The following is a 15,263-nucleotide window of genomic DNA, read 5'->3' as shown; positions in this document are numbered from 1 at the left end:
CCATCCGCAAAGGTTGGTCGGCGCCCGAAGGTGCCGGAGGAAATCAGCCAGCGCGTCCTTGACAGGTCCAGCAAAGACACGGGACCCGTGCGGCTGACTCTTGTGGGACCGGTCTTACTGGACGTCTCGGCCGACGTCGCATGGTCCGGTCGATCCTTCCGTTATGACTCCGGTTCCTGTGTTTCCGTCCCGGTTTCTCCTTCTTTCCTCATCTAAACGAAATGCATGCCCTCCGGGCAAAACGCCGCGGTGCCACGCCTGATTCGACCCATAACGACTTTCCGCCCGGAATCTACTGAATCGAGACCCATTCATGGGCTACACCCTTGCCGAAAAAGTGTGGAATTCCCACACCGTCCGCCACGAGGACGGCAAACCCGACCTGCTCTACATCGACCTGCATCTCGTCAACGAGGTGACCAGCCCCCAGGCCTTCGAAGGCTTACGGCTTGCCAGCCGCACCGTTCGTCGACCCGATCTGACTTTGGCCATGGAAGACCATAACGTCCCCACGATCGGGGTCGACAAGCCGATCGTTGACCTCACGTCGCGTCTCCAGGTTCAGACGCTGCGTGAAAACTGCGCGGCTTTCGGTATCAAACTCTTCAACATGGGCAGCAAGGACCAGGGCATCGTCCACGTCGTCGGCCCCCAGCTTGGCCTCACCCAGCCGGGGATGACGATCGTCTGCGGCGATTCGCACACATCCACTCACGGTGCCTTCGGAGCCTTGGCCTTCGGAATTGGCACCAGTGAAGCAGAACATGTCCTCGCCACACAGACCCTGCCCCTGCAACGGTTCAAAACCATGGCCGTCAACCTTGAAGGCAAACTGGCCCCCGGAGTCACATCCAAAGACGTCATTTTGGCCCTCATCGCCCAAATAGGCATCAGCGGGGGCCAAGGATACGTTCTCGAATACCGCGGTGAGGCCATCAAAGAGATGTCCATGGAGGCACGGATGACGGTCTGCAATATGTCCGTGGAAGCGGGCGCGCGCGCAGGGCTGATCGCTCCCGACGAGAAGACCATTGACTACCTCAGGGGCAAACCCCACGCACCTGATGAGGCGGCATGGGCGTCAGCCGCCCAGTACTGGCTCTCGCTGCCGAGCGACGCGGACGCCGTATACGACGCCGAGGTGACCCTGGATGCTGCACAGATCTCACCGTTCGTCACATGGGGAACGAACCCCGGACAGGCTGTGCCCATCTCCGGCAGCGTCCCCGACCCTGATCACTTTCCGGAAGAACGCGACAGGTCCGCCGCCAAGAAATCAATGGCCTACATGGATCTGACACCCGGGACAGCCATGAGAGACATCCCCGTTGACATGGTCTTCCTTGGATCCTGCACCAACGGGCGCATCGAGGATCTGCGGGCTGCAGCATCCGTACTAGCCGGACAGCGCATCAAAGAAGGCCTGCAGATGCTGGTAGTTCCTGGTTCCATGCAGGTCAAAGCCCAGGCAGAAAAAGAAGGTCTCGACCAGATCTTCCTTGATGCGGGAGCGGAATGGCGCTTCGCCGGCTGCTCGATGTGCCTGGGCATGAACCCAGACCAAGTACCCGTCGGCAAACGCTGCGTGTCAACGTCCAACCGGAACTTCGAAGGACGCCAGGGGCGAGGCAGCATGACGCACCTAGTCTCACCCCCGGTAGCCGCCGCGACCGCGATCAGGGGAACCATCTCAACGCCATCCGACCTGGTGAAAGCCGGAACAGGAAACTAGCATGCAGAGATTCACTGTTCACACAGGCGTGGCCATGCCGCTGAACCAGACCAACGTCGACACCGACCAAATCATCCCGTCCAAGTTCCTGAAAAGGATCAGCCGGACCGGTTTTGCAGATGCCCTCTTTGCTGACCTGCGCGAAGACGCAAAATTTCCTCTCGACAATCCCCAGTTTTCCGGTGCATCAATTCTGGTTACCGGAGCGGACTTCGGCACAGGATCATCACGGGAACACGCCGTCTGGGCACTGATGGACTATGGTTTCAAAGTCGTCATCTCACCAAAATTCGCCGATATCTTTCGGGGAAACTGCGGAAAATCGGGTCTGGTAGCCGCCAAGCTAAACCAAGAAGAGATCGATGAAATCTGGAGAGCCATCGAAGCCGATCCAGGACTTGAAATCACCCTCAACCTTGCCGACCAAAGCATTGTCTGCGCGGAACACGAGTACATCTTTGACATCGACAACTATGTGAAGTGGCGACTCTTGGAAGGACTCGATGATATCGACCTGACAGAACTAGCCGGGGCCGACATCGAGTCATTCGAAGCCCAACGACCGAATTTCCTCCCGACGACACCGTAGCGCTTTCGCCTTCTCCCGGGACTCCCTTTACTTGTCACCAAGAAAAAACGTGGCACCCAACACCAGAAATACAGTGTCCCGTTTCCCTGGAACTGGGACACCCGAAAGGCAGCGCACCTCTGCCAGGCATTTCAGCTGGTCCGCTTGGATTTGGCACGTCCCGAAATCTCGTGCGCTAGGATCTTCCGCGACGCCGCCGGAACAGGGCCAACCTGCGCGCATTCCGGCCAGGCCCAGAAACGCCTGAAGAACAACTGGCCCGCCCAGAGCGGTTATCCGTCGCTACATGCGCCCCAAGACCGGTTGAGGGCTAATCGTCCGGCGGGTCGTCCGGTGTGTGTCGGACGGACCGCCGGTTGGGTTAGAGGCTTGCGCCGGTGCGGTTCCATCCGCGGGCGGAGTCGCCGGGGGCTTCCCAGCCGTCGTCGGTCACGATCAGTGTGTCCTCGAGCTTGATGAATCCGGAGTCGTGGTCTTCGAACCACGACTCGATGGAGAGGACCATGCCGGACTTCAGCGGATCATTTGCATGGGCCCCGAAGTAGGGAACGGGTCCGGTTGAGGTCAGCCGGGGGACTTCGTGGGTGATCAGGCCCATTCCATGGGCGACGAATTTCATGTTGGCGCCATCAGGCAGCTTCGAGATCGTGTCGAGCGCTGTGACGAAGATGTCGCCGCCGCGTTTGCCTGCCGCGACGGCGGTCCGTGCCTCCTGCTGCACGGTTTCGATTTGTGCCAGCAGATCGGTCTGTCGTGCGGTGGGCTCGGTGTCGATTGCCATCCTGGACAGGTCACCGATGTATCCCTCGTACATGCCCCCGGAATCGATCGACAAGCTGGTGCCGGAGCGCCACACGTCGGAGGACGGGGACCGGTTCATAGATCCTCCGCCGAGCGTCACCAGGGCGTATTCGTAGAACAGGCCTCTCTTGGTCTGCTCGAGGCGGAAGATCTCGGCGATGTCGTGTTTGGTCATTCCGGGTTGGACCAGGCCGAATGAGGCCTGCATTGAATCGATGATGCCATGGGACGCGGTACGAACCAGCTCAAGTTCTCTCTCGGATTTGACCCCGCGAAGGGATTCCAGAACAGGGTGGACCTCTACGAATGTCGCTTCGGGGAGGAGCTCGCGCAGCGTGTCGAGGGCGTCCGCGGGGATGAACGACTTCTCAACCCCGATTGTGGCGCGGGCGAGCCCGCGCTTCTCCAGAGCCGCCGCTGCGGCCCGGGCCGTGTCGATACTGGTCCAGCTGATGTTCTGGATATCGGATACCCAGATTGCTCCGCCCGCGGTTCCCCAGTCCTCGTTGCCTGCGCCGATGTAGAAGGAGTCATCGAGTTTTCCCCGCACGATTCCGACGGCGGGAAGGTAGCGGCTGACTCCGGTGGCGTCAGCATGAGCGAAGAAGAAGAACCGGTATCCGCCCAGCAGGTGCTGCACGTTGTGTTTTGTCGTGGCGAGCAGGGCATCAATGCCCGCGCCCTCCATAAGGTCCTCGAGGTACTGCTCATCGAAAGGTACCGAAACTGCCATGGGATACTCCAGACTTCGTATTTTTGTTCGTGCCAATGCGATCAATTAAGTGAGCGAACTTGTGGTCATCCCCGGGCCGGCATCCGCCGCCTGAACAGCGTCTCTGGCGCTGCTCACGGCGCCGCGGAATGCGTCTGCGAGGAGTTTAGTGGAGTTGAAGAGAATGATCCGAGCTCCGCGTTGCGCCCACACGGCTGCATCTTCGGTGGAGTCCGCGATGACGCACAAGGCGCAGCCCGCTGAGCTGGTGACGTTGTCGGCTATGCGATCGATTGCTGCCGCGACGGCCGGGTGGGAGGTCTGGCCCGGCTGTCCGAGGGACATGGACAGATCGCTGGGGCCGATCCAGACGGCGTCCAGGCCGGGGACCGCGGCGATAGCGGCACTGTTGGCGGAGGCTTCTTTGTCTTCTGCCTGGGCTACGACGAAGGTGGTCGCCGCCGCAGCGTCGAGGTGGGCTTTCAATGGCACCGTTCCGTGGTGGCCGGCGATGGTACTCACGGCCAGGCCCCGGGTGCCTATGGGCGGGTAGTGCGCGGCAGACACTGCAGCGGCGGCCTCCCCGGCGGTGGATACGTGGGGAATGACGACGCCGGTGGCGCCGGCATCGAGGGCGCGCAGGATCAGGAGCGGATCGTTGTGGCCGAGGCGGACAAGCGTTGATACCCCGGCCAGTCTGGCCGAACGCAGGTGGTTTTCCAGCGCCGAGTCATCGGCCATGCCGTGTTCGGTGTCGATCATGACCAGGTCGAAGCCGGTATAACCGGCCATTTCAACCATGGGCTGATTCGGCATTTTTACGATGAGCCCGTAGAGGCAGTCTCCGGCGGCAATTCTGTCCCGGAGGGAATGGTCGGCTGTCATGATCCTTCGTTTCTTCAGCGCGCTGGGGCGCCGTTGTGATGCATTTACGTGGGGATGGAGATGGTTTTTCCGAAGGTGTCACGGGCTCCGGATGCCGCAGTTGGGGCCCGTCCTGGCTGTGCTCGCAGTGCCGGGCCGCTCACATCGAGGACCCGGCACTGCGCATACTCCATTTCCGGGTTACTGGAAGGTGGTGAACTTTTGGGCGTTGTCTTTGGTGACGACTTCGGTTCCGGTGTCGATCCGGGCCTCGACCTTGTCCCCGCGCGCGGCAGCAGCGGCTGTGTTCACAGCGGTGGTGCCCATCTTCTGGGGGAACTGGGCGATGCTGGCAGTCTGTGTGCCTTCCAGAATGGCTTTTGCCTCATCGGGAAGTGCGTCGAAACCGACCAGGAGCAGGTTCGTCTTGAACGGGTCGGACTTTTTGCGCGCCTCGATGGCGCCCAGGACGGGCGGGCCACAGGCACTGTAGACCGCATCCACCTCCGGATTGGCTGCTCCGAAGGCCTGCATCACGTCAACGCCCTTGGTCTGGTCACAGTTGGTTGCCAGCGTGTTGACGACTTTGATCCCGGTGGTCTTGAGGACGTCCAGGACCCCGTTGACACGGGCGTCGAGTGCCGGTACACCGGGGACCCCGGACATGATGGCAACCGTGCCCTTGCCCTTGAGCTGTTCGTTGATGTAGTTGCCAGCTTTGGTGCCGCCGGCCAGGTTATCGGTTCCGATGTAGCTGGAGGCGCCCGTCCAGCCCGGGAGGTCGTTGTCGATCAGGACGATCTTCACTCCCTGCGAGATGGCACGGTCCAGGGCCGGCTGGACCTGGGGCCCGATGGGAGCGATGGCGATGGCGTTGGCTCCGCGGGTGACCATGCCTTCAATGGCGGTGATCTGGGGCTGCGCGTCCTTGCCGTCGCCGGGAGCCTCCACGCCCAGGAAATCGATGCCGTCCTTGGGCATGCCGTTGATGCCGTCCTTCATGGCGTTGAAGTACGCGTTGGCGGTCTTGAGGATGACCCCGACTTTGGGTTTGCTCTCAGCACCGGGGCTTGCGGGACTTCCGCCGCAGGCGGTCATTGAGAGGGCGAGGGATCCGGCAAGCACACTGGCGGCAAGCCATTTAAGTGGTTTCATGTGATTCTCCTGGTGATTACGTGGTTGAGTCTGATTTTTCGCGGGCGGCTGTTGCATCAGCGCCGCCGACGATGAGGGAGACAAGCCGTTCGTGGGTTGCGGCGCTGGGTATTTCTTCGCCGACGACGCGTCCCCGGCGCAGGACGATGGCGCGGTCGGCGACTTCGATGACGTCGTCGAGCTGGTGGGAGATGAGGATGACGGAGATACCACGCGCGGGAAGGGTCTTGATCAGATCGAGCACCTGGCGGGTTTCGCGTAGGCCCAGTGCGGCGGTGGGCTCGTCGAGCAGGACAACCTGTTTGGCGAAGGCCACGGCCCGTGCCACGGCGATCGCCTGGCGCTGGCCGCCGGACATGAGCCCGACCGGCATGGTCATGCTGGGGATCCTGACTTTCAGTTCCTCGAGCAGCTTGGTGGTTTCGGTTTGCATGCCGCGGTTCTTCAGGAACCCCCAGCTGCGGGAGGACCTGCCGGGGCCGACGAGTTCCCGGCCGGCGTAGAAGTTCGCCGCTGCGGGAAGGTTGTCGAAGAGGGCCAGATCCTGGTAGACGGTTTCGATCCCGGCTGCCCGGGCGTCGGCGCTGCTGCGGAAGGACGCGGGCTCGCCGTTGATGAGGATTTCACCGCCGTCGATCTGGTGCGTGCCGCTGATGCTCTTGACCAGGGTGGATTTGCCCGCCCCGTTGTCGCCCAGCAGCGCCAGGATTTCGCCGCGGCCCAGGGTGAGCGAGGCTCCGTCAAGGGCTACGACGTTGCCGAAGCGCTTGACGGCGCCTCGCACTTCAAGAACTGGGACTTCCGAGGTATTCATGCGCTGACTCCGTTCTCGGCGAGGATCGATTTTTCGGCCAGCATGGCCCGGAACCGTCCCTCGGCTCGTGTGCGGTAGACATCGAGCAGGACGGCCAGGACGATGGTGACGCCGATGATGACGATCTGCAGGAAGGGATCGACGCCGAGGAGGTTCAGCCCGTTGCGGATGACCGCGAGGGTGAGTGCGCCGATGAGGGCGTTGCTGATTCCGCCGCGGCCGCCGGTGAAGCTGGCCCCGCCGATGATGACGGCTGCGATGGCGTCAAGTTCGGCCAGGGATCCTGCCGTCGGGTAGCCGGAGTTGGTGCGTCCGGAGACGATTATCGCTGCCAGTGCCGCGGATATTCCGGCGAAGACATAGACCGAGATGAGTACTTTTCGGACGGGGATTCCGACCCGGCGGGCCGCTTCCTCGTTGCTGCCGATTGCGTAGATCCACCGGCCCCAGGTCATTTTGCGGGTCAGAACGTACACGGCGACAGCCAGCACGGCGACGAACAGCAGGGACACCGGAATGGGGCCGATGAAAGCACTTCCGAGCCAGTTCACCTCGTCCGGTACGCCGATGATCGGCTGTCCGCGGGAGATGGACAAGGCCAGGCCGCTGGCGACGCTGAGCATGGCCAGGGTCACGATGAACGGGCTGGGTATCTTGCCCAGCACGAACACCGCACCGTTAATCCACCCGGCCGCCGCGCCCACCAGGATCATCACGCCCATCACCAGCAGGCCGTTACCGAGGCCGGTGACGAAGGCAGTGGCCCCGACGACGCTGCTTAGGGAGAGGATCGAGCCGACTGAGAGGTCGATGCCGCCGGTCAGGATCACCAGCAACATTCCCAGGGCGAGAATGGCGATGGAGGCGGACTGCATCGAGAGATTCTGCAGGTTCCGCGCCGATGCGAAGACGGGGTTGGCGATGGTCATTCCGATGGCCAGGACCACCAGGATCAGGACCGGACCCAGTTTCATCAGCCACAAGGCTGCTGAAATGGCCGAACTGCCCCCGCTGGGCCGTGTGACCCGTGGCGGGGATACCGCTGTGGCATTACTCATGACGCTCCTACAGTGTCCTTGGCCCGAGTTAATGGTTCCAACAAGGGGAAAGTTGTTTTTCGTGGCATAAATCACAGCCTACGCCTCAATGGTTCACCGGTCTACCATTTGCTCAAAATTGGTTAGCCATTGCGGAATCAATGGTCGACCGGTTGCCCATTGGCCCGGATCGGCCTAGCATGAAAGCGTGTACGGGCAGTCGCCCGGCATGATCACTCGACGAAGAGGCAGACCCATGTCCCACGAATCGCTTGTTTCACGTCTCGGACGCCGCGTCCGGTTCGGCATCATCGGAGGCGGGCTGGACTCCGTCATTGGTGAAACCCACCTCTTGGCCCTGCGCGTGGATGGTCTGGCTGACATCGTCGCCGGTGCGATGAGCATCGATCCGCAAGTTGCAGATGCGTCGGCCGCTGCGCTGCTCATCGACACTTCGCGCCGCTATCCCACCTGGCAGGACATGCTGGCGGCGGAACCGGCGCGCGAGGACGGCGTCGACGCCGTCGTGGTCATCACTCCACCCCAGTTCCATGCCGAAATTTCCGCGGCGTTCCTGGAAGCCGGGATCCACGTTCTTTGCGAAAAGCCCCTGACCTCGACCCTGGAGCAGGCCGAAAACCTTGCCCGCGTTGCGGAGGAATCCGACGCGATGTTCACGGTCACGCACTGCTACACCGGCTACCCGATGGTCCGGGAGGCCCGCGAACTCGTCCGTTCCGGCGCCCTCGGACGCATCACGCTCATTGAAGGCCAGTTTGCCGCCGGGGACCCCGGGGTCCTGCGGGAGCCCGAGGACCCGACCAAACGCCACTGGCATTTCAAGCCATCCTCCATGGGCAAGGCCGTGGTGCTCGGGGAAGTGGGATCGCACGCCCACAACATTGTCGAGTACGTTACCGGCCAGCGCGTCACCGAAGTCACAGCCCAGCTCACGACCGTCGCCGAGCGCCGCGAAATCTATGACAACGCCTATCTGACGCTGCGCTTCGGAGGCGGCGCCGTCGGCCGGCTGTGGGCAAGCTTCGTCGCCGCCGGCAATGACCACGGCCTGGCCTTCAGTATCTACGGGGACGAGGGAGCCCTGAAGTGGGAGCAGGAATCGCCGGAGTACCTGTGGCTATACCGCCCGGGTCAGGCGGCGACGCGTATCGCGCGCGCCCTGGACAGCACCAGCGAGCAGTCGCGGGCGGCCACCCGTATCCGCCCCGGACACCCGGAAGGCTACTTGATGGCCTTCGCGAACATTTACCGCGACTTCTTCAGCGCAGTCCTGCTGAAACTGCTCGGCGAAGACCCGAGCACTGCCCTCCAGACGCTGCCCACTGCGCAGGACGGGCTCAGCACCATGCGACTCATTGACGCTGCGGTCCGATCCAACGACGAACAGGTCCCCGTGACCTTCAATACCCAGCCGCTCGCCTCATTGGAGAACTGAACATGACTAAGACCACTGTGCGGGTCGGGCAGCTCGGTGCCGGCTTCATTGGACAGATGCACTCCCTCGCTTTCAGCAACGCCGGATTCTCCCGGCTGCAGCCGGAAGTGCGCGCCGATCTCGTAGCCATCGCCGACGTGAACCAGGCCGCGGCCGCAGACATTGCCGAGCGCTACGGATGGACCGCCACCCACAACGACTGGAACGGCCTCCTTGGCGAGGATCTCGGCCTGTTCGTCAACGCCGGGCCAAACGACCTGCACTCGGCGCCCACCATCGCCGCGGCGCAGGCCGGAATCCCCGTTTTCTGTGAGAAGCCTCTCGCGTCCTCCGGCGACGTTGCCTACAAGCTGTGGAAAGCCGTGGCCGCCGCCGGCGTCGAACACCGGTGCGCATTCATGCACCGGTTCATTCCGGCCGTCCAGTTCGCCCGGGAACTCATCGCTTCGGGCGAGCTGGGCGAAATCCGGCATTTCCGCTCGCGCTTCCTGATGAACATGCTCGCCCCGGACGGATCAGTCAGCTGGCGCTTTGACCGCGGCCGCTCGGGAGCCGGCGCCATCGGCGATCTGGGCTCGCACCACATCGACCTGGCCCGGTTCCTGGTCGGTGAGGTCCAGGAAATCGCCGCCCTCACGGGAACCTGGACCGTTGATCCGGCACAGCTGATCACCGACGTAAACGATGACTCATTCATCGCCATCGGCCGGCTCGAAAACGGGGCAACAGCATCATTCGAGGCATCACGGGTCGTCGCCTCCCACGCCCTGACCGGTGAATTTGAGATCGACGGCACCAAAGGCTCGATCTCCTGGAACATGGAGCGGCTCAACGAGCTCACCATCCGCCGTCCCGGCCAGGGACCGATGACACAGATGGTGACCCGTCCGGGACACCCGATGGAAGGATTCTGGCTTCCGGGCGGCGTCCAGGGCTCCCACCCGCTCGGATGGAACGAATGCTTCGCCCACCAGGCCCACGACATGCTCGGGCTCGCCAGCGGTCACCTCACAGACTCCGTCGCAGCCACCTTTGAAGACGGCTACCGGGTTGCCGAAATCGTCGACACCATCGAACGCTCAGCTAAGGAACGGCGCACACTCCCCATCGCATTCAAAGCATAGAAAAGCGGTGGAGGACCTGTTGGTCCTCCACCGCTTTCTGCTATTTCTACGCCGGGAAGCTGGCCTTCAGGCGCTGGGTCGCCCGTTCCATATGGGCAGTCATGGCTGCAGCGGCCGCGGCCGGGTCCGAGGCCTCAATGGCCCGCAGAATCGGCTCGTGCACGGCATACGAGGTCCGGGTCTCCCCCGCGGTCCTCAGCACCCGCGAGGCCCAGGCCTGCAGGAGCGACCGGATGTTCTCCAGAACCCCGCAGAGAACGGTGTTGTGACTGGCACGGGCTATCTCCATGTGAAATGCGATGTCCGCCTGGACATAGGCGTCAATGTCATCCTCGGCTAGGCGCATGGTTTCGGCCAGCGCCTGGATGGTTGCCAGCTGCTCGGGAGTCCTGCGACTGGCCGCGAGCCCCGCCAGCTGGACCTCAAGGATGTACCGCGCTTCCAGCAGATCATCAAAACGCTTCTCCCCGAGGAGAAGACCCCATTCAATAACCTGAGGCAAAAGGTCCGAACTGGACTTGCTCAAGTACGTACCGTCCCCGACCCGCTGATCGAGCAGGCCCAGCAGACTCAACGACTTGATCGCCTCGCGGATCATCCCCCGCCCGACCTTAAGTTCCTCAGCCAGAGTCCGCTCCGACGGAATACGCGAACCGGGGGCAACGTCACCGGAAAGCAAAGCATCCAGGAGGCGCTTGACTATTTCCTGGCTCGGAGGCTGACGGACCGGGACATCCCTGCCCGCGCCTTTTTCGGCAAGTGAAAAACTCATGCATACTCCTCAGCCGGCGGTCCACAGCCTAATGGCAGACCGGTGAACCAATCTTATGCTGGATCGGCCCCATTCCCAAGCCCTCCAGCAAAACCGGATAAAACCGGTTCGAGCCTCGAGGTGTCGCTGGGCAACCCGCGGTAAGGACAGGCTGGCGTTGTGAAGTCAGCTAAGCGGATAGGCCCTGCGGTGTCGGCTGGTACGCGACGAATTTCCATTCCCCGGCGTCTTTGGTCCAGACGGCGAGGGCGCTGTTGTTGAGCGTTTTGTTGGAGCCGTTGATGGTGAGGTCGGCGCTCATCTGGCCTGTGACAAGAGCAGCGTCCCCGACCAGCACGATGTTTTCCACGGGGTGGTCTATTCGGTGGTAGCGCAGGGCGCCGCTGCGGAGTTTGGAGAGGTAGGTTTCCAGGGAATCGCGGTTTCCGCCTGTGTGCCCGTACACGAGGTCGGCGTGGCACAGGTCTTCGAAAGTGTCGTAGTCCTGGTTGAGGACAGCGGCATACCGTTTGTCTTCGAGTTCTTGAATCACGGCCTGGTCCGGGCTGGTTGTCTGAGTCAACGTGTGATGCTCCTTGGTGATTCTTGATGCAGTCAGGGCAGCGGGGGAAGACATTGCATGGCCTTGCCCCCGCTGACCCCTCGGGTGTCAGTGGTTTGGTTATGCGGTGACGGGGTCGCCGTTCAGCGCGGCAGTGAGCAGCCTGCGGATGCCTTCGGGGTTGATTTCGCGCGGGTTGGCGTAAGGGTTCCGGGTGGCGAGATCGACGGCAGTTTCCACACTCTCTTCGGTGAGCCCGAGCTCCCGCAGTGAGGCGGGGGCGCCCAGTTTGAGGCTGAGTTCGCGCAAGTGGGTTGCCGGGTCTTCAGCTCCGGTGGCCCGCCGGAGCGCCTCAATGGCACCGGGAGCTGAGGGGGCGTTGTAGGCGAGGGCATAGGGCAGAACGACGGTATGGGTTTCGGCGTGGGGAAGGTTGAACGTACCGCCCAAGGTGTGGCAGAGCTTGTGGTGCAGGGACATGGTCGTGGCACCAAGCGTCGCTCCGCAAAGCCACGCGCCGTAGAGTGCGTCGCTGCGGTGCTTGATGTTTTGGGGATCCTCGACGATGTTCGGCAGCGCCGTGATCAGGGCTCGGATGCCCTCCTCTGCCATCAGGGAGATGACGGGCGAACCGTCAGGGGCGTAGAGGGCCTCAACTGCATGGGCAATGGCATTGAATCCGCTGGTGACTGACATGCCGACCGGAAGGGAGAGGGTCAGTTCCGGGTCGTAGATCACGCTGGTGGGCAGAACTCGAGGGTCGCGGCCGGTTTTCTTCACACTGTCGGCCGTCAGTCCCCAGATCGGCGTCATTTCGGAACCGGCGTAGGTGGTGGGCAGGGCGATGATCGGGGTGCCGTATTCCAACGCGATGGCCTTGCCGAGGCCGGTGGTGGAGCCGCCGCCGACGGCGACACAGCCGTCGGCTCCGGCTTCGGTGGCGATCCGCTGGGCATCTCGGGCGGTTTCGATGGGGACGTGCATTTCGGCCTTGGCGTAGACGCCCACGCTGAGCTCGCCCAGGGAGTCGGAGATCTCGCGTGCGAGGTCGGCCTGGAATTCCGTGGCGAGGACAAGGACCCTTTTGAGGCCCAGTTTGTTCACTTCATCGGCCAGCTTTGACCGGTAGCCGGCGCCGAAGCTGACACGCATCGGCAGCGCTTCATAGAAAAACGGGGTGGACATGGCGGGCTCCTAAGCTTCGGGGTGCAGGACAATATCGAAGCGGCCGTGCCGGAAGGGGCTTTGGACCCCGTATCGGGCCGCTTCATCGGGGTTCGGGTTATCGGTGAAGTCCTTGATCAGGGACCCTTTGACGGCGAAGACTGCATCGGAATCGATGTAGTCGCTGTCTCCGATGAAGATGTGCGTGGTCAGTTCCCGGTGGCCGGGTGCCGCGACGAGAAAATGGATGTGGGCCGGACGGTAAGGATGGCGGCCGGTCGCCCTGAGCAGTTCGCCGGCGGGCCCGTCTGTGGGGATCGGGTAGTACATCGGCACGACGCTGCGGAAGTGGAACCGGCCTTCGGAGTCTGAGTGCAGCAGTGCCCGGCCGTTGCCGACGCTCTGAATGCCCGGCTGTTGAACGTCGTAGAAGCCTTTGGTATCGGCCTGCCAGATGTCGATCTCCGCGTTCGGGATGGGGGTTCCGTTGATCGAGACGATCCTGCCGCTGACGACACAGCCTGGTCCCTCGCTTTCGGGGGAGACGTCGTCCCCGAGTTCCCGGGCCGGGGATTCAACCATGTGGAAGGGCCCCAGAACGGTCGAGTCGGTTGCTTCGGGGGTCTCCTGCCCGTTGATGGTCTCAACGAGCATGGAGACGCCGAGGACATCGGAGAGCAGGATGAATTCCTGTCTCACGTCGGTGCAGGTCTTTCCGGTCCGGGTGAGGAAGTCGATCGCCTGCTCCCACTCCTGAATGGACGGGGCGACGTCCTGGACGAACGCGTGTAGGTGGGTCGTCAGGCTACCCAGTAGTTGCTTCAACCGGTCATCAGGGGTTGAGGAAAAGCTTTGCAGCACTTCCGACGTGAGGATGTCGGCGTCAACGTTCGTTGCCATGGTCTCGTCTTCCTGAGTCGGGTTAGCGGTTGGAGGGGGCGGTCGAATTGTCGTAACTGTCCAGGAACGCCCGCGTGGCTTCGCCCAGGAGGCGGCCGCGTTCGACCACCGGGAGATGGGCATGTGCACGAACGGGCGCTTCCACGCCCAGCGGCAGGCCGGCAGGGAGCGCATCCAGGATCGCGGCAAGCGGAGCATCGCCTTGGCCAGGGCAAAGGCGGTCGGTACGTGCTTCCTGTCGCAGGGCTGCGGTGTCTGCGGGCCGGGGTCCGGACAGGTCCGCCAATTGGCAGTAGGCGAACGCTTCCGGGACGAGGGTCCGGAGGTTGTCAGGGCCCCCGCCGGACCTCATCAGGTGCAGGACGTCGATGAGGAACTTCGCGTTGCTACGTTCGGTGCCCAGGACCAGCCTCTGGGCGGCCTCGAGGGTGCCAGTGACGCAATAGGGGATGAACTCAAGGGCCGCGGTCAACCCGAACCGCGCTGCCATGTCGCAGAGACTGATGTAGTTCTCCAGTTGCCTGCCTTCCTCCGGGTCATTGCCCACGATCAGCACGTTGGTGGCGCCCAGCCGCGCAGAGACCTCGAAGACTTCCTCCAGGGCCGCCGGGATGGTATCGGGAGTGAGCCAGATCGCTTCAGTGTCCAGGACGCGGATACCGCTGTCCTCAGTTTTCCGGATGATGTCACGGATGAGCTGCTCGTCGCCCACGACGGGGATGATGCTGTCGGTAGGCATGGGAGGCACGATCCGCAGCCCGATGGCGTTGAATCCGCCTGCCGCGGCGGCGTCGATAAGCTCCAGCGGGTGGGCATCGACGACAGACAGGTGGGCCAGCGACAGGATGCGGCTCGTGTTGAGTGCCTGTTCAGATGCTGGGGTGGTTGTATCGGATGGCATGGATGTCCCTTTGATGTTGATAGGCAGCCCTGGCCGCCAATGATGTTTTCTGACTGGGGATCAGCCCCGCGTGTGGTCCCCGTTTGACGGGCCAGAGGTCCACCGCGTGATTCTTGGATCAGTGGAGCATGGAAAGGCGGTTTAGTCCGTTAATGGCAAGTGCGTACCCCGTGACTCCGGCACCGATGATGACCGTTCGCGCTACCGTTGAGATGAATGAGTGATGCCGGTATTCTTCGCGGCTGTGTACGTTGGCGATGTGGAGTTCCACTACCGGGACGCTGGCTCCTTCGATTGCATCGTGGAGCGCTATCGACGTGTGGGTGTAGGCGCCTGGGTTGAAGACGGCCCCGATGGATGTCCCTGACTTCACGGCGGCGCCGCATTCGTGCAGCCAGTCGATAAGTTCGCCCTCATGATTTGACTGGCGAAAGATTACATCCAGCCCGACTGTTTCCGCTTCTGCGCGGCACAGGTCCTCAACCTCGGCGAGGGTGGTCGTTCCGTACACTTCCGGCTTGCGTGTCCCCAGGAGATTCAGGTTGGGGCCATTGAGCACAAGGACAGTTTTCATGTCCCTCACTTTCTGAAGATATCGAGACTAGGGGCGGTGGTCAGCCCCGGCCGCAGCCGCCTCGATTCTCGGCGGCTCTGCCATGTGTCCCAGTATGCGGTCTTCGGAAATACCTATCTAGTGACCA

15 protein-coding genes are annotated in these 15,263 nt (G+C 62.5%); 4 read left to right on the top strand and 11 right to left on the bottom strand.

Annotation, left to right across the window (positions count from 1 at the left end; genetic code table 11):
* Positions 1 to 313: 313 nt before the first annotated feature.
* Together leuC and leuD are read left to right on the top strand one after the other, a co-directional pair.
* Positions 314 to 1,732, top strand: a complete 1,419-nt coding sequence (leuC, locus tag NIBR502772_RS02450) for a 3-isopropylmalate dehydratase large subunit (RefSeq protein WP_141138917.1) — start codon at positions 314 to 316, stop codon at positions 1,730 to 1,732.
* 1 nt (position 1,733) lies between these two features.
* Complete coding sequence (leuD, locus tag NIBR502772_RS02445) at positions 1,734 to 2,321, top strand: 3-isopropylmalate dehydratase small subunit (RefSeq protein ID WP_141138916.1); 588 nt, start codon at positions 1,734 to 1,736, stop codon at positions 2,319 to 2,321.
* A gap of 361 nt (positions 2,322 to 2,682) precedes the next feature.
* Here leuD and NIBR502772_RS02440 read toward each other — a convergent pair whose 3' ends face one another.
* The 5 genes from NIBR502772_RS02440 to NIBR502772_RS02420 form a co-directional block, all read right to left on the bottom strand.
* Positions 2,683 to 3,855, bottom strand: coding sequence for a Xaa-Pro peptidase family protein (locus NIBR502772_RS02440; RefSeq protein WP_210412375.1), 1,173 nt, complete (start codon positions 3,853 to 3,855; stop codon positions 2,683 to 2,685).
* A gap of 45 nt (positions 3,856 to 3,900) precedes the next feature.
* Complete coding sequence (locus NIBR502772_RS02435) at positions 3,901 to 4,719, bottom strand: HpcH/HpaI aldolase/citrate lyase family protein (protein ID WP_141138915.1); 819 nt, start codon at positions 4,717 to 4,719, stop codon at positions 3,901 to 3,903.
* Positions 4,720 to 4,899: 180 nt separating this feature from the next.
* Complete coding sequence (locus tag NIBR502772_RS02430) at positions 4,900 to 5,853, bottom strand: sugar ABC transporter substrate-binding protein (RefSeq protein ID WP_168223473.1); 954 nt, start codon at positions 5,851 to 5,853, stop codon at positions 4,900 to 4,902.
* A 16-nt stretch (positions 5,854 to 5,869) separates the two neighbouring features.
* On the bottom strand, positions 5,870 to 6,667 hold the full coding sequence (locus NIBR502772_RS02425) for an ATP-binding cassette domain-containing protein (RefSeq protein WP_141138913.1): 798 nt from the start codon (positions 6,665 to 6,667) through the stop codon (positions 5,870 to 5,872).
* Positions 6,664 to 7,725, bottom strand: coding sequence for an ABC transporter permease (locus tag NIBR502772_RS02420; protein ID WP_141138912.1), 1,062 nt, complete (start codon positions 7,723 to 7,725; stop codon positions 6,664 to 6,666). Before NIBR502772_RS02420 ends, NIBR502772_RS02425 begins: the two co-directional genes overlap by 4 nt.
* Before the next feature lie 235 nt (positions 7,726 to 7,960).
* Between NIBR502772_RS02420 and NIBR502772_RS02415 the strand changes: the two genes are divergently transcribed.
* Both NIBR502772_RS02415 and NIBR502772_RS02410 read left to right on the top strand, forming a co-directional pair.
* The gene (locus tag NIBR502772_RS02415) at positions 7,961 to 9,160 is read left to right on the top strand and encodes a Gfo/Idh/MocA family protein (RefSeq protein ID WP_168223472.1); all 1,200 of its coding nucleotides are present in this window, start codon (positions 7,961 to 7,963) and stop codon (positions 9,158 to 9,160) included.
* Between the two features lie 2 nt (positions 9,161 to 9,162).
* A complete protein-coding gene (locus tag NIBR502772_RS02410) occupies positions 9,163 to 10,284 on the top strand; it encodes a Gfo/Idh/MocA family protein (protein ID WP_141138910.1) in 1,122 nt (373 codons plus the stop codon).
* A 46-nt stretch (positions 10,285 to 10,330) separates the two neighbouring features.
* Here NIBR502772_RS02410 and NIBR502772_RS02405 read toward each other — a convergent pair whose 3' ends face one another.
* The 6 genes from NIBR502772_RS02405 to aroQ all read right to left on the bottom strand — a co-directional run bounded on the left by NIBR502772_RS02405 (position 10,331) and on the right by aroQ (position 15,136).
* Entirely contained in the window at positions 10,331 to 11,056 is a 726-nt protein-coding gene (locus NIBR502772_RS02405; RefSeq protein WP_141138909.1) for a FadR/GntR family transcriptional regulator, read from the bottom strand.
* Between the two features lie 169 nt (positions 11,057 to 11,225).
* Positions 11,226 to 11,618 carry a nuclear transport factor 2 family protein gene (locus NIBR502772_RS02400; protein WP_210412374.1) on the bottom strand — a complete coding sequence of 131 codons (393 nt, stop codon included), beginning with the start codon at positions 11,616 to 11,618 and terminating at the stop codon, positions 11,226 to 11,228.
* A 99-nt stretch (positions 11,619 to 11,717) separates the two neighbouring features.
* Positions 11,718 to 12,782 carry a maleylacetate reductase gene (locus NIBR502772_RS02395; RefSeq protein ID WP_141138907.1) on the bottom strand — a complete coding sequence of 355 codons (1,065 nt, stop codon included), beginning with the start codon at positions 12,780 to 12,782 and terminating at the stop codon, positions 11,718 to 11,720.
* 9 nt (positions 12,783 to 12,791) lie between these two features.
* A complete protein-coding gene (locus tag NIBR502772_RS02390) occupies positions 12,792 to 13,661 on the bottom strand; it encodes a dioxygenase (RefSeq protein WP_141138906.1) in 870 nt (289 codons plus the stop codon).
* 22 nt (positions 13,662 to 13,683) lie between these two features.
* Positions 13,684 to 14,562 carry a sugar phosphate isomerase/epimerase gene (locus NIBR502772_RS02385; protein ID WP_141138905.1) on the bottom strand — a complete coding sequence of 293 codons (879 nt, stop codon included), beginning with the start codon at positions 14,560 to 14,562 and terminating at the stop codon, positions 13,684 to 13,686.
* Between the two features lie 118 nt (positions 14,563 to 14,680).
* Complete coding sequence (aroQ, locus tag NIBR502772_RS02380; protein ID WP_141138904.1) at positions 14,681 to 15,136, bottom strand: type II 3-dehydroquinate dehydratase; 456 nt, start codon at positions 15,134 to 15,136, stop codon at positions 14,681 to 14,683.
* Positions 15,137 to 15,263 lie beyond the last annotated feature (127 nt).

This window comes from Pseudarthrobacter sp. NIBRBAC000502772 (assembly GCF_006517235.1).
In the GTDB taxonomy this organism is placed as follows: Bacteria; Actinomycetota; Actinomycetes; order Actinomycetales; family Micrococcaceae; genus Arthrobacter.
The sequence above is the reverse complement of the archived record's forward strand: the minus strand, read 5'-3'. Positions and strand labels throughout refer to the sequence as shown.